This is a genomic window from Pseudomonas sp. W3I7, assembly GCF_030816095.1.
Classification (GTDB): domain Bacteria; phylum Pseudomonadota; class Gammaproteobacteria; order Pseudomonadales; family Pseudomonadaceae; genus Aquipseudomonas; species Aquipseudomonas salomonii.
The window spans coordinates 2003208-2026387 of record NZ_JAUSXP010000001.1; the positions used below are offsets into that span (position 1 = coordinate 2003208).

Consider the following 23180-nt stretch of genomic DNA (forward strand, 5'->3'; position numbering starts at 1 on the left):
TTTTATTGTCGGATATCCGTATTCCAGCCGCCGCCCAGCGCTTTATACAAGGCAATGCTGGCTTGCAGCCGTGACAGCCGCAGCTGCACGTTCAAGTCCTGGGCGGCGTACAAGGTGCGTTGGGTTTCCAGCACCGTCAGCAAGTCCTCGGCGCCTGCCTGGTAGCGGCTCTCGGAGATCTGGAAGGCGGCCTGGGCCTGTTGCAGTTCTTCGGCCTGCCATTGGCGCTGCTGGTCCAGGCGCGTGATGCTGCTGAGGGCTTTCTCCACATCGGCAAAGCCGTTGATGATGGCGCCGCGATAGGTTTGCAGCAGCTCGTCCTGGCGGGCGCGGGCCTTGTCGCGCTCGGCGCTTAATCGGCCATTGTTGAAGATCGGTGCCACCAGCCCCGAGGTCAGGTTGTAGAACGGGCTGCGCAGGATATCTTCAGCTTTATAGGCGCCGGAGCCGACTGTCGCGCCCAGAGTCACGCTGGGCAGCATCGCCGCGCGTGCCACGGTGACGTCGGCATTGGCCGCCGCCAGTTGCGCCTCGGCGCGGGCCAGGTCGGGGCGGCGGCTGAGCAATTGGCTCGGCACGCCCGGGCCAATGGTTGGCCAGGTCAGCGCCTGGAACGGCTCGGTGCCCAGGTCCAGGGCTTGTACCGGCTGACCGAGCAGGGCGGCGAGGGTGATCCGCGATTCTTCGGCCACCTGCGCAATCAGCGGCAATTGCCGTTGCTGGCCGGCCACCAGGCTTTTCTGTTGGGCCAGCTCCAGGGCGGTGGCTGCGCCTGCGTCGTAGCGGGTTTGCACCAGGTTCAGCACACTGCGCGCATTCGCCAGGTTCAGCTCGGCGATCTGCTGGCGTTGCTGCGCGGCGAGGGTTTGCGCGTAGCGGTCGGCGACGTTGCTGAGCAGGGTCAGTTCCACGGTGGCCTGGTCAAACTCACTGGCGCGCAGGCTTTGCAGGGCGCTGTCGCGGGCGGCAACGCGGCCGCCCCAGAAGTCCAGTTCATAGCTGGCGGTGAGGTTGGCACCGAAACTGTCGACGGTCTTGTTGCTGTCGGTGGCGTCCAACGAGGCGTTGCCACTGCCGCGCAGCAGCTTTTCACGGCTGGCGGTGAGGTTGAACTTGACCTCGGGCAGCAACGGCGCACCGGCAATCACCGCACTCGCCTGGGCCTGGCGCACCCGTGCCATGGCGGCGGCCACGTCATAACTGTCGCGTCGCGCCTGGTCGATCAGGCGGTTGAGCGGCGGGCTGGCGAAGTGTGTCCACCAGCGTTGGTTGGTCGCCTGGGTGGCATCGCGTTCGGCGTACTGCCAGGCGGGCGGCGGCGCGAGGCCGCTGTCGACACTCGGCGGGTTGCCAGTACAGGCGTTGAGCAACAGGCACAGGCCCAGCAGGGAAGATCGTTTATTCACTGGTCAACGCCTTAACCGGATCGAGCCGGGCAGCTTTACGGGCCGGCATAAAGCCGAATACGACACCGGTGACCAGCGCACAGCCAAACGCGCCAAACACCGCCACCAGGGAAAATTGCACCGCCACCTCGGCCAGTATCAGCACGCCGCCCACCAGCAGCGCGAGGGCGATGCCGAACAGGCCGCCGACCACCGAGAGCATCACCGCCTCGGTGAGGAACTGGCGCAGGATGTCGCGCTGGCGCGCGCCGGTGGCCATGCGAATACCGATTTCGCGGGTGCGTTCACGCACCGTCATCAGCATGATGTTCATCACACCGATCCCGCCTACCAGCAGGGAAATCGCCGCAATCGAGCCGAGCATCAGCGACAGCGTGTTGGCCGTGCGGGCTTCGGCCTGGATCATCGCGGCGTTGTTGGTCAACTGGTAGTCACGCTTACCGTTGTGCAGCTTGAGCATCAGCTGATCAATGGCCATTTCAGCCTCACGGACCTTGCGTGCATCGGCGGCGGCGATCGCCACGTATTCGGGGTTGTACGTGCCGAACAGGCGCACGCTGGCGGCGGTGTAGGGGATGGCGACCCGGTCGTCGCTGTCTTTATTGCCGGAGGCGGAGCCTTTTTCGGCGAGCACGCCGATGACCTGGAAGGGCACGTTTTCGATCAGGATGTATTGGCCGATCGGGCTGGCGACGTTTTTGAACAGCTTTTCGCGGATACGGTGGCCGATCACCGCGACTGTCGCGCCGGCGCGCTCGTCTTCCTGAGTGAAATAGCTGCCTTCGACCACCGGCCAATTGAAAATTTCGGGGAAGTTGACGTCGTTGCCACCCACATAGGCCAAGTAGTCCAGGTTGCCGAAACGAACCCCGGCGTCGTTGCCGTTGACCGGCATGATGCGCTTGACCTGGGGCAGCATCGCCAGTGCCGCGACATCGTTGAGGGTCACGATACCCGGCGGCGTGCGCGGGTTGGGCGATGAGCCGCTGAGGTAAATGATATTGGAGCCGAACGCGCCCATCTGCGCCATCACCTGGCGCTTGCTGCCTTCGCCGACGGCCAGCATCACCACCACGGACGCCACGCCAATCACGATCCCCAGCAGCGTCAGTGCGGTGCGAAAGCGATTGATCCACATCACCCGCCAGGCTGCGCGTATGGCATCGAGCAGTTCGGCTTTCCAGGCACCATTGTGCTCGGCCCCGTCGGCCAGGCGCTGGCGCAGGTCGACGGCTTGCAGCGCGTCGCTGTTGGCGGTGACCGGCACATGGGTGTCACTGTGCGCCGAGTCACTGATGATCAGCCCGTCGCGGATCTCGATGATACGGTTGGCCCGCGCCGCCACTTCGCGGTCGTGGGTAATCAGGATCACCACATGGCCCTGGTTCGCCAGTTCGTCCAGCAGGGTCATCACCTCGGCGCCGCTGTGGCTGTCGAGGGCACCGGTGGGTTCGTCGGCGAGGATGATATGGCCGCCGTTCATCAGGGCGCGCGCGATCGACACCCGTTGCTGCTGGCCGCCGGAGAGTTGGTGCGGGCGGTTGGCGGTGCGGTCGGCCAGGCCCAGGCGCGTGAGCAGGGCTTTGGCGCGGGCATGCCGCTCGGTGGCGCTAATTCCGGCATAGATCGCCGGCATCTCGACGTTTTCCTGGGCCGAACCAGACGGAATCAAGTGGTAGCCCTGGAACACAAAACCAAAGGCTTCGCGGCGCAGCCAGGCCAGTTCGTCGCTGCCCAGGTGCGCGACGTTTTCGCCGGCGAACAGGTAGTCGCCCTCGGAAGGGCGGTCGAGGCAGCCGAGGATGTTCATCAGCGTGGATTTGCCGGAGCCGGAGGCGCCGACGATGGCGACGAATTCCCCGGCATGGATCGACAGGTCGATCCCGCGCAGCACATCGACCTGCGGGCTGTCGCCGCCGCCGTAGGATTTGCGGATGTTTTTGAGTTCGATCAGCGGCGTGGTCAACTCAACCCCCGTTGCCGTCGGCTGGGCCGATCAACACGTGATCGCCCTCGCTGAGGCCGTCCAGCACTTCGACGCGCAAACGGTCACTGATGCCCAGGCGCACGTCGCGCTCTTCGATCGAGCCGTTTTTTGCCACCACGCGGGCGGTTTGCTTGTCGGTGCCGTGGCTGCCGAGCAAGGCCGCGACCGGCACGGTGAGCACATCCTTGACCTGGCTTGCGACAAAAAACACCTGGGTGGTCATTTCGGCCATCAGGGCATTGTCGGCGTTGTCCACATCCAGCAACACCGTGTACAGCACCACACGGCCGCTGCCGCTTTTGCTGGTGCTGCTGGGGCTGCCGTTGCCCTGGCTGGTTTCATTCAGGGGTTTGGGCGGGATCGGCAGGATCTGGCGCACGGTGCTGGTCCAGCGCCGGCCGCCGCCGCTGAGCGTGGTGAAATAGGCCGTCATGCCGGGTTTGACGTGGCCGATGTCGGCTTCGGAAACCTCGGCCCATACAGTCATCGGCGACAACTTGGCGATGCGCAGGATCAGCGGGGTTTGCTGCTGGGCGTTGAGGGTCTGGCCGACGCGCGCGTCTACCGCCACTACCGTGCCGCTCATCGGCGCGAAAATGCGGGTATAGCCCAATTCGGCCTCGTCGCTGCGCAGGCTGGCCTGGGCCTGGCGGATCTGCGCCTGGAACATGTCGACCCGTGCCTGGGTGGCGCTCAGCTCGGCCTTGGCGGTTTGCACGTCTTCTTCGCGGGTGGCGTTACCGGCCACCAGGCGCTGCTGGCGCTGGTATTTCTGGCGCGCCAGTTCGTGCTGGGCTTTCTGCTCCTGCAACTGGGCCTTGAGGTTGTCGATGGCATAGCGGCTGGCGTCGAGCTTGGCCTGCTGCGTGGCGGGGTCGATTTCTACCAGCAACTGGCCTTCTTCGACCTGGTCACCGGCCTCGACATGGATCTTGCGGATTTGCCCGGATGCCTGTGCGCCCACGTCGACATAGCGGCGTGGTTGCAGGGTGCCCAGCGCCGTGACGCTGTTTTCGATATTGCCACGGGTGACGGTGACGGTGGCGAGGCTGTCGCGGCCCGGCGGCAGTATCTGCCAGGCCGCCAGCGCAGCGATGAGAATCAGGCACGCGACAACCAGCAGGGCGCGTCGGGCGGGGCGAGGGCGTTTCATGCGTTGTTTCCAGCCGGGAATGTGGGCCGCAGTTGCGGAGGGCTGACAGTTATACGAGAAAATTGCCCGACGATTTAGGCGCTTACATAGGTAGTAACAGCTCTGTCGAATAAAAAAATCGACGGCTGATGCAAGACTTGTTTAAAAGTAGATGAGAATTACTATAAATTGCACACACTCAAACTGCCATCATCCATGGCCTGTCGTCGTTAGCACTCAAGGAACTGATGCCGTCCTCCCAGGACGGTCGGGAGTCATGTTGGAAAACTACTATCGCGAGCTGGTGTGTTTCCTCAACGCCAAGCTGGGCAACCGTCAGGTGGCCGAAGATGTGGTGCATGACGCCTATGTGCGGGTGCTGGAGCGCGCCAGCGATACGCCGATCGAACAGCCGCGCGCATTTTTGTACCGTACCGCGCTGAACCTGGTGATCGACGGCCATCGGCGCAATGCCCTGCGCCAATCCGAGCCCCTGGAGGTGCTGGACAGTGAAGAGCGCTTCGCCACCTGTTCGCCCCACGCCAGTCACGATCAGGCCCAGCGCCTGGCCCTGCTCGAACGAGCCCTGGCCGAGCTGCCCAGTGCCTGCCGCGACAGCTTCCTGCTGCGCAAGCTCGACGGCCTTTCTCACCTGCAAATCGCCGAGCGCCTGAGCATTTCCCGCAGCCTGGTGGAAAAACATATCGTTAATGCCATGAAGCACTGCCGGGTGCGCATGCGCGAGTGGGACGCGCACTGATCGCAGATTAGTTAAATTTTATTTCATTGTCCTCGTTTCCTATCAACACATGGCCTGTTGTTCAGGCTTTGCAGGTATTCCCGCCCCACCGCCAAGGGGCTTATCCAGAGGACACTGGAATGACACAGGCAATTGCTTCGCCCGCGGTTCACGACCTGATCGGGATCGGTTTCGGCCCTTCGAACCTGGCGCTGGCCATCGCCCTGCAGGAGCGTGAAAAAGCCCAGGGCAAACTGGACGTGGTGTTTCTCGACAAGCAGGCCGACTACCGCTGGCACGGCAATACCCTGGTGACCCAGAGCGAACTGCAGATTTCGTTCCTCAAGGATCTGGTGACGCTGCGCAACCCCACCAGCCCGTACTCGTTCGTCAATTACCTGAAGGCCCACGACCGCCTGGTGGATTTTATCAACCTGGGCACCTTTTACCCGTGCCGCATGGAGTACAACGACTACCTGCGCTGGGTCGCCGGGCAGTTCCAGGCCCAGGCGCGGTATGGCGAGGAAGTGCTGGCCATTGAGCCGATCCTGAACCAGCAGCAGGTTGAAGCGCTGCGCGTGATCTCCCGTGATGCCCAGGGCGAACAGCATGTGCGCACCACCCGCTCGGTGGTGGTCAGCGCCGGCGGCACGCCACGTGTGCCGGAGGCGTTCAAGGCGCTCAAGGATGATGGCCGAGTGTTCCACCATTCCCAATACCTCGAGCGCATGGCCCAGCAGCCGTGCGTGGAGGGCAAACCTATGCGCATTGCCATCATCGGCGGCGGGCAGAGCGCGGCCGAAGCCTTTATCGACCTCAACGACAGCTTCCCGTCGGTGCAGGTGGACATGATCCTGCGCGGTTCGGCGCTCAAACCGGCGGATGACAGCCCGTTCGTCAACGAAGTGTTCTCGCCGGCGTTTACTGACCTTGTGTTCCAGCAAGTCGGCGCCGAGCGTGAGCGCCTGGTGGCCGAATACCAGAACACCAACTATTCGGTGGTCGACCTGGACCTGATCGAGCGCATCTACGGGATTTTCTACCGCCAGAAAGTCTCTGGCATCAACCGCCAGGCCTTCCGCACCATGACCGTGGTCGAGAAAGCCACAGCCGGGCCGCTGGGCATCGAACTGGTACTGCGCAACAACGCCAACGGCGACACCCGCGTGAGCCATTACGACGCGGTGATCCTGGCCACCGGCTACGAGCGCCAGATGCACCGCGAGCTGCTGGCGCCCCTGCAAGCCTATATGGGCGACTTCGAAGTGGCCCGCGACTATCGGATCGTCACCGACGAGCGTTGCAAGGCCGGTATCTATATCCAGGGCTTCAGCCAGGCCAGCCATGGGTTGAGCGACACCTTGCTGTCGGTACTGCCGATTCGGGCCGATGAGATTGCCGCCTCGCTGTATGAAAACGATCGTCACCGTGGCAAGGCGCGCTCGGTGCAGGATTTGCTGCTGGCCACGGCCAGCTGACAAGCTGTACTTGTGACATGTGGGGCTGCCTGATACTGTACAAAAAACCAGTATCGGTAGCCCTTCATGCAGTTGATCGAAAAACTCAGCATCCTCGCCGACGCCGCCAAGTACGACGCCTCCTGCGCCAGCAGTGGTGCGCCCAAGCGCAGCTCCGAGGGCAAGGCCGGGCTGGGTTCTACCGATGGCATGGGCATTTGCCACAGCTACACGCCGGACGGGCGTTGTGTGTCGTTGCTCAAGGTATTGCTCACCAACTTCTGCCTGTACGACTGCCAATACTGCGTCAACCGCCGCTCCAGCGACGTGCCCCGTGCGCGTTTCAGCCCGGAGGAGGTGGTCACCCTGACCCTGGACTTTTACAAGCGCAATTGCGTCAGCGGGCTGTTTCTGAGCTCCGGCATCATTCGTTCGGCCGACTACACCATGGAGCAGTTGGTTCGGGTCGCCAAATTGTTGCGCGAAGAGCATGACTTTCGCGGTTACATCCACCTCAAGACCATTCCCGAAGCCGACCCTGCGCTGATCGCCGAAGCCGGGCGTTATGCCGACCGCCTCAGCGTGAACATCGAGCTGCCCACCGACGCCAGCCTGCAAACCCTGGCGCCGGAGAAGCAGATCGGCTCGATCAAGCAAGCCATGCAGACCATCTACACCGGCGAGCAGACGGTGTTCAACGAGCCGCGCGCACCGCGTTTTGCACCGGCGGGGCAGAGCACGCAGATGATCGTCGGCGCCGATGACACCGACGACAGCACCATCCTGCACGGTGCCGAGGCGCTGTATGGCAACTACAAGCTGCGGCGCGTGTATTACTCGGCGTTCAGCCCCATTCCCAACAGCCCCAAAAGTGTGCCGCTGGCCGCGCCGCCGCTGATGCGTGAACACCGCCTGTACCAGGCCGACTTTCTGCTGCGCAGTTACGGTTTCAGCGCCAATGAACTGTTCGAAGGCCCCGGCCATCTGGCCCTGGATATCGACCCCAAGCTGGCCTGGGCGCTGGAGCACCGCGAGGTGTTCCCATTGGACCTGAACCGCGCCGAACCCACGCTGATTGCGCGTATCCCCGGCATTGGCCTGCGCACTACCCAGCGCCTGGTCGACCTGCGCCGCGAACGCAAGATCCGTTTCGAAGACCTGGCCCGCATGCGCTGCGTGCTGGCCAAGGCCAAGCCGTTTTTCATCACCAGCGACTACCACCCGCAACAGGCGGACAGCACCAGCGTGCTGCTGCGCGAGCAACTGCGCGACCGCCCGCAGCCGCAACAGATGGGGCTGTGGGGATGATCAGCCTGGAATGCGACAACCTGTTCAGCACCTGGCGCGAGCAGGCGCGCTGGCTGCTCAGCCATCAGGTCGACCCCAGCCAGGTGAGCTGGGGCGAGGCCGAAGTGGCGGACCTGTTTGCCACGGACGAGCCTGTGCCTGAACAGCTTGGGCCGTTTCAGGCGCGAATCCCCAAGGCGTTGCTGGAGTTGTTGGAATCGGCCGCCTGTTACCACGGTGATCAGCGCTGGAGCCTGTTGTACGAGGTGTTGTGGCGTGTCAGCCACGGCGACCGCACCGCGATGCTGGCCGGGGACAAGCTGGGCAGTGAGTTGCAACGGCGCATCAAGCAGGTCAGCCGCGAGGCCCATCACCTGCATGCGTTTGTGCGGTTTATTGCTCTACCTGCGCAGGCTGGGCCACAGCTGCCGGAGTATGTGGCGTGGCATGAGCCGGCCCATGACATCTTGAAGTCCGCCAGCCAGCATTTTGTCGGACGCATGGGCCGCCATCGCTGGATGATCGCAACACCCCTGGACGGCGTGTATTACGACGGTGAACAGTTGATTCATCAACGCCAGTGCCCTGAGGCCTGGCAACAATTGGCGCAGAATGTCGAAGACCCCCACAGCGCGATGTGGCTGACCTACTACAGCCATATCTTCAACCCGGCGCGGTTGAACCCCAAGGTGATGGAAGGGCATTTGCCCAGTCGATTCTGGAAGAATTTGCCGGAGGGCAAGTTGATACCGGGGTTGATCAGCGAGGCGCGCACGGGCAAGCAGAAGGATGGGCAGGCGAAGCTGATCGGCGCCAGGCCCGGCAAGAAGATCTCAAGCGGGCACGCTTAAAAATGTGGGCGCTGGCTTGCCTGCGATAGCGGTGTATCAGTTAGCCTTGAGTGGCCTGGCCCACCGCTATCGCAGGCAAGCCAGCTCCCACAGTGGATCTTCGATGTTTGGGAGGGTGGGTGTCAGGCCAGTTCGGTCGCAGTGTTTTTGACCACCGCCAATTCCGGGTGCGCCACCAACTTATCAATGTGCAACTCATCATTATTCAGCCAGGTTTCCGTCAACACCCGGTAATGCTCCATATCCCGGCAGCGCATGCGCAGGCTGTAATCGAACGGCCCGCTGATCAGTTGGCACTCGAACACCTGGGGGCAGGCTTTGACGCAGGCCTCAAAGGCCTTCTGCGCCGAGCGCCCGCTCTGATTGGACAAGGCCACCAGCACCAGCAGCGACAGCCCCGGCGAGACCATCTGCACATCGATGATCGCCCCATAACCACGGATCACTCCGCGTCGCTCCAGCTTGCGCACCCGCTCCAGGCACGGCCTGGGTGTCAGGTGCACCAGCGATGAAAGCTTTTCGTAGGTGATACGCCCCTGGTGACGCAACACGTCGATGATGGCCTCATCGATGCGGTCCAGCGAGGGGGAAGAATGGGGTCCGTGGGCCTTGGTATCCATGAGTTCACTTCAAACGGTTGGAAAGAAATTGCTGCAAGCGTTCGCTGTTGGGGTGGTCGAGAATCTCGGCGCCGCCTTGTTCCTCGACCCGGCCCTGGTGCAAAAACAGCACTTGGCTGGACACCTGGCGGGCAAAGCCCATTTCGTGGGTGACCATCAGCATGGTACGACCTTCCTCGGCCAACGTCTGTATGACTTTGAGGACTTCTCCTACAAGTTCCGGGTCCAGCGCTGAGGTCGGTTCATCGAACAGAATAATTTCCGGCTCCATCGCCAATGCCCGTGCGATGGCCACACGCTGTTGCTGGCCGCCGGACAGAAACGCCGGGTATTGATCGGCCACGCGGCCAGGCAGGCCAACTTTGTCCAGGTACAGGCGTGCGCGTTTTTCCGCCTCGGCCGCGCTGACGTCCAGCACCCGGCGCGGCGCCATGGTGATGTTTTCCAACACGGTCATGTGGCTCCACAGGTTGAAGTGCTGGAACACCATGGCCAGGCGCGTGCGCAAATTCTGCAGTTGTTCCTGGTGCGGCGCGCGAGTGCCGGCGCGGCCCTGGCGCATTTCGATGCTGATGCCGTCCAGGGTGATCACCCCGGCATCCGGCTGTTCGAGAAAGTTGATACAGCGCAGCATCGTGCTTTTGCCCGAGCCGCTGGCGCCGATCAGGCTGATGACGTCGCCGTTGCGTGCGTTGAGGGACACGCCCTTGAGCACTTCGTGGTCGCCGTAACGTTTGTGGATGCCTTCGACTTGAAGCTTGATCGCAGCGGTTGCCGGTTGGGCAACGGGTGCGTCAACAGGGTAAGCGGCCAGGGCCTGCGCGGACTGATTCATGGGTTAGCCTCGGGTAGGAACAAGAAAGCGCATCCAGCGACGTTCGGCCAGTCGGAACAGGCCCACCAGTGCAAAGGACAGCAGCATGTAGAGCAGGGCGGCGATGCCAAAAGCCTGGAACGTGAGGAACGTTTCGGCGTTGGCGTCACGGGCGACCTTGAGGATATCGGCGACGGTGGCGGTAAACGCCAGCGAGGTGGCATGCAACATCAGGATCATTTCATTGCTGTAGGCCGGCAGCGCACGGCGCAGCGCGGCAGGCACCACCACAAACAGGTTGAGGCGCCAGCCGTGCAGGCCGTAGGCGCGCGCCGCTTCGATTTCGCCATGGGGGATATTACGGATCGCCCCGGCGAAGATTTCCACGGTGTAGGCGCAGGTGTTGAGCACAAACGCCAGCAGCGTGCAGTTGAGCGCATTACGGAAAAACTGGTTGAGCAGCGCGTTGTCCTGCACCACCTCCAGGCTGTACAGCCCGGTGTAGCAAATCAGCAACTGGATATACAGCGGCGTGCCACGAAACAGGTAGGTGTAGACCTCCACCGGCCAGCGCAGCCAGACGTGCTGCGAGACGCGCGCCAGCGCCAGTGGAATCGACAGCACAAATCCTGTGACCACCGAGATGATAAACAGCCACAAGGTCATGGCGACCCCGGACAACCCTGTACCATCGCTGAACAGGTAGGCCAGGCCGTATTGCTGGAACAGTTCGATCATCGCGCCATCCCCTTGATGCCGAGGTTGTAGCGCCGTTCGAGACGCTTGAAGATGCGGTTGGAGAGGGTGGTGATCAGCAGGTACACCAGGCCCGCGAGGATCAGGAAGTACAGGGGCTCATTGGTGGTCTTGCCGGCGTTTTGCGCAGCCTTGACCAGGTCCGACAGGCCGATGATCGACACCAGCGCCGTGGACTTGAGCAGCACCAGCCAGTTGTTGCCCAGGCCCGGCAGGGCAAAGCGCATCAGTTGCGGGAACAGCACCAGGTGAAAGCGCTGCCAGCGGTTCAGGCCGTAGGCGGTGGCGGCTTCCAGTTGCCCGGCCGGCACACTGAGAATGGCGCCGCGAAAGTTCTCGGTGAAATACGCGCCGTAGATAAACCCCAGGGTGATCACCCCGGCGGTAAACGGGTCGATTTCAAAGTAATTCCAGCCGAACACTTCGCTCAGGTCGTTGAGCCACAGTTGCAGGCTGTAGAAGATCAACAGAATCAGCACCAGGTCCGGCACGCTGCGGATCAGTGTGGTGTAGAGGGTGGCGGGCACGCGCAGCCATTTGACGCTCGAAAGCTTGGCACCGGCGGCGATCAGGCCCAGGGCAAGGCTCAGGGCCAGCGCCAGCAACGCCAGCTTGAGCGTCATCCAGGCACCCTGGGCCAGCATCGGACCGTAGCCTTGCAGGTTGAGGAGTTCGTTCATTGAGGGGTTCTCTAAAGGGCGCAGACTTACCCAGTGGGAGCGGGCTTGTTGTGGCGAGGGAGCTTGGCGAGTCGTCGCACCGTCCCGTTCGACAGCGCAGCTGGAGCCGGCTTTTTGGGGGCGCTTCGCACCCCAGCGGGAGCAAGCTCCCTCGCCACAAAAGCCCACTCCCACAGGATCGGCGTTGGTTTACTCGTTGTAGATATCCTGATCGCCGAAGTACTTCTTCTGGATCTGCGCGTAGGTGCCATCGGCCTGCACGGCGGCGATGCCTTTATTGATCAGCGCACGCAGTTCGGCGTCGTTCTTGCGCAACCCCATGGCGATATCCAGCGGCAAGGTCGGGTCCTTGAAGGCCGGGCCGCTCTTGTAGTCGGCGCCTTCAGGCTTGGACAGAAAGTTGAGCTGGGCTTCGAGCTTGTCGGTCAGGGTGGCGTCGAGGCGGCCGTTTTGCAGGTCGGCGTAGTTCTGTTCCTGGGACTGGTACGCCTTGATCTGCGCGCCAAGCCTGGCCAGGTGCGCACGTGCGTAGGCTTCCTGCAGTGAACCTTGCAGCACGCCCACCTGCTTGCCTTTGAGCGACTCCGGCGTGTCGCCGAAGTCGGCGTTTTTACGGGTGATCACCGAGGTGGGGCTGAGGAACAGGCGGTCGCTGAAGTCGATGACTTTTTCACGCGCCGGGGTTACGGCCATGGACGACATGATCGCGTCAAACTTGCGCGCGCGCAGGGCCGGGATCATGCCGTCGAATTCGTTGTGCACCCAGGTGCATTTGACGTCGAGCTTGGCGCAGATGGCGTTGCCCAGTTCAATATCAAAGCCTTGCAGGCTGCCGTCGGCGGCGACGGACTCAAAGGGTGGGTATTCGGGGAATACGCCGAAGCGGATTTCTTTCCAGTCCTGGGCGTGGGCAGCGCTGGCACACAGTGGCAACAGCAACGCGGCGAAGAGTGATCGCAATGGAGTCATGTGACAGTCCCTATATTTTGTAATTGATGTCAGGGCGGTGAATCGCTGGGAGCAGAGAATGCTTCATGGTAGTGCGTTTTTTGTGTCGTTTACCCCGTGCATAAAGCGCAAATTGCGCTGTTAAAAAGCGCAATGCAGCGGATTCGGCTGCCTGACCCGCGAAATCGGCTTTTCAGTGATGAAAGTCTGGCCCGCCCTCAGCGCAAAGCGGCAGGCCAGAGCGGTTTCAAGCGCGCTTTTTGTGCTGCGCGCGGGGCTGTTGGGCCAGGCGCGCAAACAGGTCTTTCGGGTCGGCGAGGTCCGGCACCAGTTCAAGTGTGCTGCCCACATCCAGCGCCTTGGCCACGTCCAGCACGTAGCGCAGGGCCGAGTAGTCTTCGATGGCAAAGCCCACCGAGTCGAACAGCGTGACTTGGCGCGCGTTCTCGCGGCCGGGCTGCTGGCCATTGATGACTTGCCACAGCTCGGTCACCGGCGAATCGTGCGGCATGTGCTGAATTTCACCTTCGATGCGGCTTTGCGGTTCGTACTCGACGATCACTCGGGCGCGCTCGACGATGCGGCGGTCCAGCTCGGTTTTACCGGGGCAGTCGCCACCCACGGCATTCAGGTGCATGCCCGGTTCGATCATGTCGTCGGTGAGGATGGTGGCGTAAGCCTTGTCGGCCGTCACGGTGGTGACAATGTCCGCGCCTTTGACCGCTTCAGCCACGCTGGCGGCCAGGATCACCTTGAGCGCCGGGAACGCCTTGAGGTTGGCCGCCAGCTTGGCGGTGGCCTTGGCGTCGATATCGAACAGGCGAATTTCGGTGATACCGAGCATGGCGTGGAAGGCCAGGGCCTGGAACTCGCTTTGCGAGCCGTTGCCGATCAACGCCATGCTGCGGCTGTTATCGCGCGCCAGGTAGCGGGCCACCAGGGCGGAGGTGGCGGCGGTGCGGATCGCGGTGGTCAGGGTCATTTCTGCCAGCAGCACCGGCTTGCCGGTGTCGACATCGCCCAGCGCACCAAAGGCCATCACCGTGAGCATGCCGGCCAGGGTGTTTTTCGGGTGGCCGTTAACGTACTTGAAGGCGTACAGCGAGGCATCCGACACCGGCATCAACTCGATCACGCCGTCGGGCGAATGGTTGGCCAGGCGCGCGCATTTTTCGAAGTCCTGCCAGCGCAGGTAGTCGGCGCGGATGTATTCGGCCATCTCGCTGATGCAGGTTTGCAGGCCCTTCTGTGAAACCAGGTAGCTGAGGTCGTTGACGTCGATATAACGGGTCATGGCAAGACTCCTTATTGAAATGAGGCGCGGGCGGGCAGGTGCACTTCCGCCAGCATGCAGCGGGCACTGCCGCCGCCGATGCGTTCGATGTTGTCGATGTTCACCACCACTGGGCGGGTGTGGCGTTCTACATGTGTGCGCTGGGCCGGGTGCAGGGCGTTCCAGGCGCTGGCCGACATCACCAGCAGCGGTTGGCCGTCACGGTCGTGGACTTCGAGCATGTTGCCGGCGAAGGCTTCGAGTTGATCGAAGTCGAGGGCGAGGATGTCTTTGCCGGTGTCGCGCAGCGAGCGTTCCAGGGCCTGGCGTTCGCTGGCATCGGGCAGGGCTTGCAGGCACACCACCGAGAGGTCGCGGCCGACACTCATCATCACGTTGCTGTGGTAGATCGGCGCGTGGTGGCGGTCGACGGCGTGGAACACGCAGAGTTGGTAGTCGAGGCGTTCGGCAAACTGACGCAAGGCGTCTTGGTGGGTACGCCCGGAGTGGCAGGCATAGCTGATACGGTGCTGGCGGTCGAGCACCATGCTGCCGGTGCCTTCGAGGAAGATGTTCTGTTGTTCGAGGTGGCTGAGGTCGATGGTGCTATGGATCGCAAAACGCTGCTCCAGCACTTGCAGCACGCCTTTGTTGCGCTCCAGTCGTCGGTTCTGGCCTTCCATCGGGTACAGCACCAGGCTGCCATCGGCGTGGCTGCTCCACCAGTTGTTGGGGAAGATGGAGTCGGGCGTGTGCGGGGCCGGAGTGTCCTGTACCACCAGCACTTCCACGCCATGTTGGCGCAGGGTGTCGACATAGCCGTCGAACTCTTGCAGCGCTTTTTGCTGCGCGCTCAGTGGATCAAGTGGCGGGCGTTGGAAGCGGTTGTTGATCGCGGTGTCCGGGTTGAAGGCAAAGCGCGCCGGGCGAATCATCAAGACGGTGTTGGTGGTTTGCATGGGGGCACGAATCCATGGGGTGAGCTGTGGGGCTATTTTGTGCGTTGTGGTGGGTCAATCCCGGCTGATATGGCGGGGCGGCTCAGCCGGGAAAGCTGAAAAGTGAGGTAGTGCAGCCGAATCGGCTGTTGAAGTGAAATGCGGTCAAGTGTGGGAGCGGGCTTGCTCGCGAATGCGGTGTGTCAGTGACAGATGAATTGACTGACACACCGCATTCGCGAGCAAGCCCGCTCCCACATTGGTATTGTGGCATTTGCCAAACCGCTGTCAGTCAGGAGCAATCATGTCTACCGCTGTTCGTCTTGCCCAACCCACCGATGCCGAGGGCATCAGCCAGGTTATCCTGGCGGCCTTGCACAGCAGCAATGCGCGGGACTACCCGGCGCAGGTGATTGCTCGGGTTGCCAGCAACTTCACGCCCGACGCCGTGCTGGCGTTGCTGCAGCGCCGGGTGGTGCTGGTGGCGATTCAGGATCAGGTGATCGTCGCCACCGCCGCCCTCGATGGCAATGTGGTGCGCTCGGTGTTCGTCAACCCGGCGTTACAAGGGCAGGGCATTGGCCGGCTGTTGATGATCGAGGTTGAACTGCGTGCCGTTGAAGCCGGGGTGACGGTCCTGAGCGTGCCGTCCTCGCTGACGGCCGAACCGTTTTATACCAAGCTGGGTTTTCACACGGTGCGCGACGTTTACCATGGCAATGAGCGCACGCTGGTGATGGAAAAGGCCTTGTTATCGCGCCATCCCATTGGGCCGTATCGCGATCGTGCGCACCGATCCCAGGTGGTAGCGTTGTGGCAGCAGGCGTTTGGCTATGACACTGCGCATAACCTGCCGAGCCTGGCAATCGACAAAAAACTCGCGGTCAACGATGGGCTGTTCTTCGTGGCGACGGATAAAAAGGCCGTGATCGGCACCATTCTGGCCGGCTACGACGGGCATCGCGGCTGGTTGTATTCGGTGGCGGTGCACAGTGATTATCGCCGGCAGGGCCTGGGTGCTTCGCTGGTGCGCTATGCCGAGCAGGCGTTGACTGCGTTGGGTTGCATGAAGATCAACCTGCAGATTACGGGCGGCAATGACGCGGTGGTGGGGTTCTACGAAGCGCTGGGGTATGGGGTGGAGCCGAGGATCAGCATGGGCAAGAAGATTGGGGTGAATATTCCCAAGGACTTGTGAGCACACCGAAATCAAATGTGGGAGCTGGCTTGCCTGCGATACTGCCACCTCGGTGTGTCAGACACACCTGAGTGATGCTATCGCAGGCAAGCCAGCTCCCACACAAGCCCGCTCCCACATTGGGTTTTGCGTTTTCTGAGTTAAACCTTGACGATCCAACCCGCTGGCGCTTCAACGTCGCCGGTCTGCACACCGGTCAGCTCTTTGTAGAGCGCCTGGGTGATCGGGCCCACTTCGGTTTCGCTGTGGAACACGTGCAGCTTGCCGTCGTACTGGATGCCGCCGATTGGCGAGATCACAGCAGCGGTGCCGCAGGCGCCGGCTTCCTTGAACTGGTCCAGTTTGTCGATGAACACATCGCCTTCGACCACTTTCAGGCCCAGGCGGGTCTCGGCCAGTTCGATCAGCGACAGGCGGGTGATGCCTGGCAGCACCGAAGGCGACTTCGGCGTGATGAACTGGTTGTCGCGGGTGATACCAAAGAAGTTGGCCGAACCGACTTCCTCGATTTTCGAGTGGGTCATCGGGTCCAGGTAGATCGCGTCGGCGAAACCGGATTTCCGTGCTTCAGCGCCCGGCATCAGGCTGGCGGCATAGTTGCCACCGACCTTGGCGGCGCCGGTGCCTTGTGGCGCCGCGCGGTCGAACGTGGAGATCTGGAAATTGTGGGGCACCAGGCCGCCCTTGAAGTAGGCGCCGACCGGGATGGCGAATACCGAGAAGATAAACTCCGGTGCGCTACGCACGCCGATGTTCTCACCGGTGCCGATCACGAACGGGCGCAGGTACAGCGCGCCGCCACTGCCGTACGGCGGGATGAACCGCTCGTTGGCCTTGACCACTTGTTTGCAGGCTTCGATGAAGTCTTCGGTGGTCACATGCGGCATCAGCAAGCGTGCGCAGCTGCGTTGCATACGGGCGGCGTTCTGGTCCGGACGGAACAGGTTGATCGAGCCGTCCTTGCAGCGGTAGGCCTTGAGGCCTTCAAAGCACTGCTGGCCATAGTGCAGGGCGGTCGAGCCCTCGCTGATGTGCAGCACGTTGTCGTCGGTCAGGGTGCCCGCTTGCCACTCGCCGTTTTTCCAGGTTTGGAGAAACCGCTTGTCGGTCTTGATGTAGTCAAAACCCAGCTTGTCCCAATTGATGCTTTCGTTACCCATGACACCCTCTATCTCTGGTCAACCGCCTGGTCGAAGGCAGGCTTGTCGGTTTTTTACTGGATGGGCGCAACAATACTTCATTCTTGGCCGGTGTGGGAGCAGGTGGGCGGACCATTAAGCGTGTGTATTGGCTGATACACCGCTATCGCAGGCAAGCCAGCTCCCACATTTGCAATGCGTTTCCCCTGTGGGAGCTGGCTTGCCTGCGATGGCCTCACCGCGATCTTAAAGGTGCAGCGCGTGGCCCAATGCTCTTAAAGCCGCTTCCTGTACCGCTTCACCCAAGGTCGGATGCGCGTGAATGGTGCCCGCCACATCTTCCAGGCGCGAACCCATTTCCAGGCTCAGGCCAAAGGCCGTGGACAACTCAGACACACCAGCGCCCACCGCCTGCCAGCCGACAATCAGGTGGTTGTCACGCCGTGCTACCACGCGCACAAAGCCGGTTTTCGACTCCAGCGTCATCGCCCGGCCATTGGCCGCAAACGGGAAGCTCGAGACGATGCAGTCCAGGCCGGCCGCCTTGGCTTCGTCCGGGGTCTTGCCGACCACCACCAGTTCCGGGTCGGTGAAGCACACCGCCGGGATGGCGGCCGGGTTGAATTCGCGGTGTTTGCCGCTGATCAGTTCGGCGACCATCTCGCCCTGGGCCATGGCCCGGTGCGCGAGCATTGGCTCGCCGCTCAGGTCGCCGATGGCGTACACATTGCGCATGCTGGTCTGGCAACGGTTGTCGATCTTGATCGCCGCACCGTTCATCGCCAGGTTCAGCGCTTCGAGGTTCCAGCCCTGGGTGTTGGGTTTGCGGCCCACGGCCACCAGCACCTGATCGGTTTCCAGCGACAGCGTCTCACCATTCGGGTCACGTACCTGCAGGCGGTTGTTTTCGAAACCGGTGACGCTGTGGCTGAGGTACAGCTTGACCCCCAACTGCTTGAGCGATTCGGCCACCGGCAGCGTCAGTTCGCCATCGTAGGCGGGCAGGATACGCTCCTGCGCCTCGACCACACTGACCTCGGCGCCGAGCTTGCGGTAGGCAATGCCCAGCTCCAGGCCGATGTAACCGCCACCCACCACAATCAGGCGCTTGGGCACGCGGGTCGGCGCCAGCGCTTCGGTTGACGAGATGATCGGCCCGCCAATCGGCAGCATTGGCAGGTTGACGCTTTTCGAACCGGTGGCCAGCAGCAGGTGCTCGCACTGAATGCGCTGGTCGCCGACGTCGACGGTCTTGCCGTCGACCACCTTGGCCCAGCCATGGATCACCTGCACTTTGTGCTTTTTGAGCAAGGCGGCCACGCCGGTGGTCAGGCGGTCAACAATGCCGTCTTTCCATTCCACGCTCTTGCGGATGTCCAGGGTCGGCACATCCACTTCAATGCCCAGTTGCGACCCTTGGCTGTGGTGCACGGTTTGCTGGAACTGCTCGGCCACGTGGATCAAGGCTTTGGAGGGAATGCAGCCGATGTTCAGGCAGGTGCCGCCCAGCGCCTGGCCCTCGACCAGAATGGTCGGGATGCCCAGTTGGCCGGCACGGATCGCCGCCACATAACCGCCAGGGCCGCCGCCGATAATCAGCAGCGTGGTGTTCAATGTCTGAGGCATGCCTTACTCCAAAAACAGGCTGGCGGGTTGTTCGAGCAAGCCACGAATGGCCTGGATGAATTGCGCCGCGTCCATGCCATCGACCACACGGTGATCGAAGGAGCTGGAGAGGTTCATCATTTTGCGCACCACAATCTGGCCTTTGATCACCATCGGCCGTTCAACGATACGGTTGACGCCGACAATCGCGACTTCCGGCAGGTTCAGCACCGGCGTGCTGACGATGCCGCCCAAGGCACCCAGGCTGGTCAGGGTGATGGTCGAGCCCGACAGCTCATCACGACTGGCCTTGCCATTGCGCGCGGCGCTGGCCAAACGTGCGATTTCCTCGGCGTTGCCCCACAGGCTGCGGGCTTCGGCGTGACGTACCACCGGCACCATCAGGCCCACGTCGCTTTGGGTGGCGACGCCCACATGCACCGCGCCCAGGCGGGGTGATGACTTGGGCTTCGTCGTCGTAGCGTGCGTTGATCTGCGGGAAGTCGCGCAACGCCACGACCATGGCGCGCACGATAAACGGCAGCAAGGTCAGCTTGCCGCGGGTGGCGCCGTGCTTTTCATTGAGGTGCACGCGCAACTCGTCCAGCGCCGTGACGTCGATTTCTTCCACGTAGCTGAAATGCGCAGCGCGGCGGGTGGCGTCCTGCATGCGCTGGGCGATCTTGCGGCGCATGCCGATCACCGGGATCTGTTCTTCGCTGTTGCGTTCGGCGTAAGGGTTGGCGGTGGCCGAAGACTTGCTCGCACCGTGTTGCAGGTAAGCGTCCAGATCTTCGTGCAGCACCCGACCCGCCGGGCCGCTGCCTTGTACCAAGCGCAGCTGAATCCCGGCATCCAGCGCATGCTTGCGCACGGCAGGCGACGCCAACGGGCGTTCGTTCGCGTCACGCGCAACCGGTGCCGCAGCAGGTTTGGCAACTGGCGTTGCTTCAGCCACAGGCGCAGGCGCTGGCTTGGCTTCAACCACCGGGGCTGGCGCAGCTTTCACCGGCTCAGCCACCACCGGCGCATCCTTGGCATTCCCCGCGCCTTCGACTTCAATGCTGATCAAGATACTGCCCACCGCCATGACTTCGCCGGGCTCGCCGCCGAGGGAAATCACTTTGCCGTGCACCGGCGAGGGAATGTCCACCATCGCCTTGTCGGTCATCACGTCCGCCAGCACCTGGTCTTCAACCACCAGATCGCCGACCTTGACATGCCATACCGACAGTTCAACTTCTGCGATGCCTTCGCCAATGTCCGGCATCTTGATAACGTGCGTGCCCATTCAGACCTCCATGACCCGTTTCAACGCCGCGCCCACACGGGACGGCCCTGGGAAATACGCCCACTCTTGCGCGTGCGGGTAGGGTGTGTCCCAACCGGTGACGCGTTCGATCGGCGCTTCCAGGTGATGAAAGCAATGCTCTTGCACCAGCGACACCAGCTCGGCACCAAAGCCGCAGGTGCGGGTGGCTTCGTGCACCACCACGCAACGGCCGGTCTTTTTCACGGAGTTGACGATGGTTTCCAGGTCCAGCGGCCACAGGCTGCGCAGGTCGATGACCTCGGCGTCGATGCCGGTTTCTTCGGCGGCAACTTGCGATACGTACACGGTGGTGCCGTAGGTCAGCACCGTCACGGCCGAGCCCGGGCGCACGATGGCGGCCACGTCCAGCGGCACGGTGTAGTAACCGTCCGGCACTTGCGCTTGCGGGTGTTTGGACCAGGGTGTAACCGGGCGATCGTGGTGGCCATCGAACGGGCCGTTGTACAGGCGTTTAGGCTCGAGGAAGATCACCGGGTCGTCGTTTTCGATCGAGGCGATCAACAGACCCTTGGCGTCATACGGGTTGGACGGCATCACCGTGCGCAGGCCGCAGACCTGGGTGAACACCGCTTCAATACTCTGGCTGTGGGTCTGGCCGCCGTAGATGCCGCCGCCGCACGGCATGCGCATGGTCAAGGGTGCGGTGAACTGGCCGGCCGAGCGATAACGCAGGCGGGCGGCTTCGGAGATGATCTGGTCGGTGGCCGGGTACACGTAGTCGGCGAATTGAATCTCGGCGACCGGGCGCAGGCCATACGCGCCCATGCCCACGGCAACGCCGACGATGCCGCTTTCGGAGATCGGCGCGTCAAACACCCGCGAGCTGCCGTACTTGGTCTGCAACCCTTCGGTGCAACGGAACACGCCGCCGAAGTAGCCGACGTCCTGGCCGAACACCACCACGTTATCGTCACGCTCAAGCATCACATCCATGGCCGAGCGCAGGGCCTGGATCATGGTCATGGTGGTGGTGGTCATGGCGGTTTCCAATTCGATGCTGTTGTTGTGATCGTTCATGTCAGACCCCCAACTCTTGACGCTGGCGCTTCAAGTGCTCCGGCATCTCTTTGTAAACGTCTTCGAACATGGTCGCGGCGCTTGGAATCTGGCCGCCGGCCAGGGTGCCGTACTGTTCGGCTTCTTTCTGCGCCTTGACCACTTCGGCCTCAAGCTCGGCACTGACCGCCGTGTGCTCCTCTTCGGACCACTGGCCAATTTTGATCAGGTGCTGTTTAAGGCGCGCGATAGGGTCGCCGAGCGGGAAGTGGCTCCAGTCATCGGCCGGGCGGTATTTGGACGGATCGTCCGAGGTGGAGTGCGGGCCGGCGCGGTAGGTGACCCACTCGATCAGGGTTGGCCCAAGGTTACGGCGCGCACGCTCGGCGGCCCAGGCAGACGCTGCATACACGGCGATAAAGTCGTTGCCGTCCACACGCAGGGAAGCGATGCCGCAACCCACGCCGCGTCCGGCGAAGGTGGTGGCTTCACCACCGGCGATGGCCTGGAAGGTGGAGATGGCCCACTGGTTGTTGACCACGTTGAGAATCACCGGCGCGCGGTACACGTGGGCGAAGGTGAGGGCGGTGTGGAAGTCCGATTCGGCAGTGGCGCCGTCGCCGATCCAGGCTGAGGCAATCTTGGTGTCGCCCTTGATCGCCGAGGCCATGCCCCAGCCCACGCCTTGCACGAATTGGGTGGCGAGGTTGCCGGAAATAGTGAAGAAACCGGCGTCCTTGACCGAGTACATGATCGGCAACTGACGGCCCTTGAGCGGGTCGCGCTCGTTGGACAGCAGTTGGCAGATCAGGTCCACCAGCGGCACTTCGCGGGCCATCAGGATGCTTTGCTGGCGGTAGGTGGGGAAGCACATGTCGTCAATGTTCAAGGCCAGGGCCTGGGCGCTGCCGATGGCTTCTTCGCCAAGGCTTTGCATGTAGAACGACATTTTTTTCTGACGCTGGGCGACCACCATGCGGTTGTCGAAGATGCGCGTCTTGAGCATGGCGCGCATGCCTTTGCGCTTGATCTCGGCGGATACGCCTTCAGCCCACGGGCCGAGGGCCTGGCCCTGGTCATCGAGCACGCGGATCAGGCCCTTGGCCAGGTCAGCGGTGTCGGCAGGTTCTACGTCGATGGCGGGTTTGCGCACCGTACCTGCGTCAGTCAGGCGCAGGTAGGTAAAGTCGGTCTTGCAGCCTGGGCGGCCCGAGGGTTCGGGAACGTGCAGGCGCAGTGGTGCATACGGCTGGTTCATGGCTTTCTACGCTCGATCTTGTGAATTTCTTGTAGTGGGCGCGCTAGCTGACAGTCAGTCTCCGGATAGGAGAAATCTTGTCCTACAAACATCATAGGCGTGGCGTAGAAGAATATTTATCTGTGTTTCATTGCGCTCAAGACCATTTGCGGATAAAAAAACTGCATAAACATAAAAAACAGGTGATTTTGTCTCATGCGCAAACTGGACCGTACCGATATTGGCATTCTCAACGCCCTGCAGGAGAACGCCCGTATCACCAACGCCGACCTGGCCCGCTCGGTCAACCTGTCGCCCACGCCGTGCTTCAACCGGGTCAAGGCCATGGAGGAATTGGGGCTTATTCGCGATCAGGTCACTTTGCTGGACGCCGACTTGCTGGGGCTGCACGTGAATGTGTTCATCCATGTGAGCCTGGAGAAGCAGAACGAGCTGGCATTGCAGCAGTTCGAGGGCGCGATCTCGGACCGGCCGGAAGTGATGGAGTGTTACTTGATGGCGGGCGACCCGGATTATCTGATTCGGGTACTGGTGCCGACGATCCAGTCGCTGGAGCGTTTCATGATGGACTTTCTGACCAAGGTGCCGGGCGTGGCCAATATCCGCTCAAGCTTTGCGCTCAAGCAGGTGCGCTACAAGACCGCGCTGCCGTTGCCGGCCAATGGCATCAGCCTGGGCAACTGAATCACACCAACCCATGTGGGAGCTGGCTTGCCTGCGATAGCGGTGGGCCAGTTGATACATGGGTTACTGAAATATAGCT

The 23180-nt window shown here is 62.2% G+C and carries 20 protein-coding genes and 1 pseudogene; 6 read left to right on the plus strand and 15 right to left on the minus strand.

The genetic code is table 11. The features are described 5' to 3' along the window. Positions 1-2 precede the first annotated feature (2 nt). The 3 genes from QF043_RS09450 to QF043_RS09460 are packed head-to-tail and all read right to left on the minus strand — an operon-like array spanning position 3 to position 4546. Positions 3-1406: an efflux transporter outer membrane subunit gene (locus QF043_RS09450; protein WP_307418291.1), complete on the minus strand. Its 1404-nt coding sequence runs from the start codon at positions 1404-1406 to the stop codon at positions 3-5. Beyond that, positions 1399-3372, minus strand: coding sequence for a MacB family efflux pump subunit (locus tag QF043_RS09455; RefSeq protein ID WP_307418292.1), 1974 nt, complete (start codon positions 3370-3372; stop codon positions 1399-1401). Before QF043_RS09455 ends, QF043_RS09450 begins: the two co-directional genes overlap by 8 nt. Position 3373: 1 nt before the next feature. After that, complete coding sequence (locus QF043_RS09460) at positions 3374-4546, minus strand: efflux RND transporter periplasmic adaptor subunit (protein ID WP_307418293.1); 1173 nt, start codon at positions 4544-4546, stop codon at positions 3374-3376. A gap of 256 nt (positions 4547-4802) precedes the next feature. Here QF043_RS09460 and QF043_RS09465 point away from each other — a divergent pair, with 256 nt between their 5' ends. The 4 genes from QF043_RS09465 (at position 4803) to QF043_RS09480 (ending at position 8859) form a co-directional block, all read left to right on the plus strand. Continuing rightward, positions 4803-5285: a sigma-70 family RNA polymerase sigma factor gene (locus tag QF043_RS09465; protein WP_056861347.1), complete on the plus strand. Its 483-nt coding sequence runs from the start codon at positions 4803-4805 to the stop codon at positions 5283-5285. 119 nt (positions 5286-5404) lie between these two features. Continuing rightward, complete coding sequence (locus QF043_RS09470) at positions 5405-6742, plus strand: lysine N(6)-hydroxylase/L-ornithine N(5)-oxygenase family protein (RefSeq protein WP_307418294.1); 1338 nt, start codon at positions 5405-5407, stop codon at positions 6740-6742. 66 nt (positions 6743-6808) lie between these two features. Beyond that, the gene (locus QF043_RS09475; protein ID WP_056861349.1) at positions 6809-8029 is read left to right on the plus strand and encodes a putative DNA modification/repair radical SAM protein; all 1221 of its coding nucleotides are present in this window, start codon (positions 6809-6811) and stop codon (positions 8027-8029) included. Then, on the plus strand, positions 8026-8859 hold the full coding sequence (locus tag QF043_RS09480; protein ID WP_099487526.1) for a TIGR03915 family putative DNA repair protein: 834 nt from the start codon (positions 8026-8028) through the stop codon (positions 8857-8859). Before QF043_RS09475 ends, QF043_RS09480 begins: the two co-directional genes overlap by 4 nt. 122 nt (positions 8860-8981) lie before the next feature. Here the strand turns inward: QF043_RS09480 and QF043_RS09485 are convergent, their stop codons facing one another. The 7 genes from QF043_RS09485 to ctlX all read right to left on the minus strand — a co-directional run bounded on the left by QF043_RS09485 (position 8982) and on the right by ctlX (position 14909). Next, positions 8982-9479 (minus strand): Lrp/AsnC family transcriptional regulator, encoded by a 498-nt coding sequence (locus QF043_RS09485; RefSeq protein ID WP_056861351.1) that lies wholly within the window; start codon positions 9477-9479, stop codon positions 8982-8984. Positions 9480-9483: 4 nt separating this feature from the next. Further along, complete coding sequence (locus QF043_RS09490) at positions 9484-10314, minus strand: ABC transporter ATP-binding protein (protein WP_307418295.1); 831 nt, start codon at positions 10312-10314, stop codon at positions 9484-9486. Positions 10315-10317: 3 nt separating this feature from the next. After that, positions 10318-11031, minus strand: a complete 714-nt coding sequence (locus tag QF043_RS09495; protein WP_307418296.1) for an ABC transporter permease — start codon at positions 11029-11031, stop codon at positions 10318-10320. Beyond that, positions 11028-11729 (minus strand): ABC transporter permease, encoded by a 702-nt coding sequence (locus QF043_RS09500; RefSeq protein WP_307418297.1) that lies wholly within the window; start codon positions 11727-11729, stop codon positions 11028-11030. Before QF043_RS09500 ends, QF043_RS09495 begins: the two co-directional genes overlap by 4 nt. Before the next feature lie 189 nt (positions 11730-11918). Then, positions 11919-12698 carry an ABC transporter substrate-binding protein gene (locus QF043_RS09505; RefSeq protein WP_305454196.1) on the minus strand — a complete coding sequence of 260 codons (780 nt, stop codon included), beginning with the start codon at positions 12696-12698 and terminating at the stop codon, positions 11919-11921. 226 nt (positions 12699-12924) lie between these two features. Continuing rightward, complete coding sequence (locus tag QF043_RS09510; RefSeq protein ID WP_307418298.1) at positions 12925-13971, minus strand: ornithine cyclodeaminase; 1047 nt, start codon at positions 13969-13971, stop codon at positions 12925-12927. Positions 13972-13982: 11 nt separating this feature from the next. After that, positions 13983-14909: a citrulline utilization hydrolase CtlX gene (gene ctlX, locus QF043_RS09515; RefSeq protein ID WP_307418299.1), complete on the minus strand. Its 927-nt coding sequence runs from the start codon at positions 14907-14909 to the stop codon at positions 13983-13985. A 283-nt stretch (positions 14910-15192) separates the two neighbouring features. Between ctlX and QF043_RS09520 the strand changes: the two genes are divergently transcribed. Further along, positions 15193-16086, plus strand: a complete 894-nt coding sequence (locus QF043_RS09520) for a GNAT family acetyltransferase (protein ID WP_307418300.1) — start codon at positions 15193-15195, stop codon at positions 16084-16086. A 140-nt stretch (positions 16087-16226) separates the two neighbouring features. On the opposite strand, the gene QF043_RS09525 is transcribed toward QF043_RS09520, so the two are convergent. The 5 genes and pseudogenes from QF043_RS09525 to QF043_RS09545 form a co-directional block, all read right to left on the minus strand. Next, complete coding sequence (locus QF043_RS09525; RefSeq protein ID WP_200432463.1) at positions 16227-17246, minus strand: branched-chain amino acid aminotransferase; 1020 nt, start codon at positions 17244-17246, stop codon at positions 16227-16229. 225 nt (positions 17247-17471) lie between these two features. After that, a complete protein-coding gene (gene lpdA, locus QF043_RS09530; RefSeq protein ID WP_099487534.1) occupies positions 17472-18851 on the minus strand; it encodes a dihydrolipoyl dehydrogenase in 1380 nt (459 codons plus the stop codon). Positions 18852-18854: 3 nt separating this feature from the next. Further along, positions 18855-20121: pseudogene (locus QF043_RS09535) on the minus strand (dihydrolipoamide acetyltransferase family protein). Beyond that, entirely contained in the window at positions 20122-21180 is a 1059-nt protein-coding gene (locus tag QF043_RS09540; RefSeq protein ID WP_017136257.1) for an alpha-ketoacid dehydrogenase subunit beta, read from the minus strand. Between the two features lies 1 nt (position 21181). After that, entirely contained in the window at positions 21182-22417 is a 1236-nt protein-coding gene (locus tag QF043_RS09545; RefSeq protein WP_307418301.1) for a 3-methyl-2-oxobutanoate dehydrogenase (2-methylpropanoyl-transferring) subunit alpha, read from the minus strand. Positions 22418-22612: 195 nt separating this feature from the next. Between QF043_RS09545 and bkdR the strand changes: the two genes are divergently transcribed. Continuing rightward, a complete protein-coding gene (gene bkdR / locus QF043_RS09550; protein WP_056861361.1) occupies positions 22613-23101 on the plus strand; it encodes a Bkd operon transcriptional regulator BkdR in 489 nt (162 codons plus the stop codon). Positions 23102-23180 lie beyond the last annotated feature (79 nt).

Excerpts from the sequence above, each read along its gene's own strand:
- bkdR (WP_056861361.1), top strand. The coding sequence starts at position 22,613 with ATGCGCAAACTGGACCGTACCGATATTGGCATTCTCAACGCCCTGCAG.
- QF043_RS09540 (WP_017136257.1), bottom strand. The coding sequence starts at position 21,180 with ATGAACGATCACAACAACAGCATCGAATTGGAAACCGCCATGACCACC.
- QF043_RS09460 (WP_307418293.1), bottom strand. The coding sequence starts at position 4,546 with ATGAAACGCCCTCGCCCCGCCCGACGCGCCCTGCTGGTTGTCGCGTGC.
- QF043_RS09545 (WP_307418301.1), bottom strand. The coding sequence starts at position 22,417 with ATGAACCAGCCGTATGCACCACTGCGCCTGCACGTTCCCGAACCCTCG.
- QF043_RS09510 (WP_307418298.1), bottom strand. The coding sequence starts at position 13,971 with ATGACCCGTTATATCGACGTCAACGACCTCAGCTACCTGGTTTCACAG.
- QF043_RS09525 (WP_200432463.1), bottom strand. The coding sequence starts at position 17,246 with ATGGGTAACGAAAGCATCAATTGGGACAAGCTGGGTTTTGACTACATC.
- QF043_RS09505 (WP_305454196.1), bottom strand. The coding sequence starts at position 12,698 with ATGACTCCATTGCGATCACTCTTCGCCGCGTTGCTGTTGCCACTGTGT.
- QF043_RS09490 (WP_307418295.1), bottom strand. The coding sequence starts at position 10,314 with ATGAATCAGTCCGCGCAGGCCCTGGCCGCTTACCCTGTTGACGCACCC.
- QF043_RS09465 (WP_056861347.1), top strand. The coding sequence starts at position 4,803 with ATGTTGGAAAACTACTATCGCGAGCTGGTGTGTTTCCTCAACGCCAAG.
- QF043_RS09520 (WP_307418300.1), top strand. The coding sequence starts at position 15,193 with ATGTCTACCGCTGTTCGTCTTGCCCAACCCACCGATGCCGAGGGCATC.
- ctlX (WP_307418299.1), bottom strand. The coding sequence starts at position 14,909 with ATGCAAACCACCAACACCGTCTTGATGATTCGCCCGGCGCGCTTTGCC.
- QF043_RS09485 (WP_056861351.1), bottom strand. The coding sequence starts at position 9,479 with ATGGATACCAAGGCCCACGGACCCCATTCTTCCCCCTCGCTGGACCGC.
- QF043_RS09480 (WP_099487526.1), top strand. The coding sequence starts at position 8,026 with ATGATCAGCCTGGAATGCGACAACCTGTTCAGCACCTGGCGCGAGCAG.
- QF043_RS09500 (WP_307418297.1), bottom strand. The coding sequence starts at position 11,729 with ATGAACGAACTCCTCAACCTGCAAGGCTACGGTCCGATGCTGGCCCAG.
- QF043_RS09475 (WP_056861349.1), top strand. The coding sequence starts at position 6,809 with ATGCAGTTGATCGAAAAACTCAGCATCCTCGCCGACGCCGCCAAGTAC.
- QF043_RS09495 (WP_307418296.1), bottom strand. The coding sequence starts at position 11,031 with ATGATCGAACTGTTCCAGCAATACGGCCTGGCCTACCTGTTCAGCGAT.
- lpdA (WP_099487534.1), bottom strand. The coding sequence starts at position 18,851 with ATGCCTCAGACATTGAACACCACGCTGCTGATTATCGGCGGCGGCCCT.
- QF043_RS09470 (WP_307418294.1), top strand. The coding sequence starts at position 5,405 with ATGACACAGGCAATTGCTTCGCCCGCGGTTCACGACCTGATCGGGATC.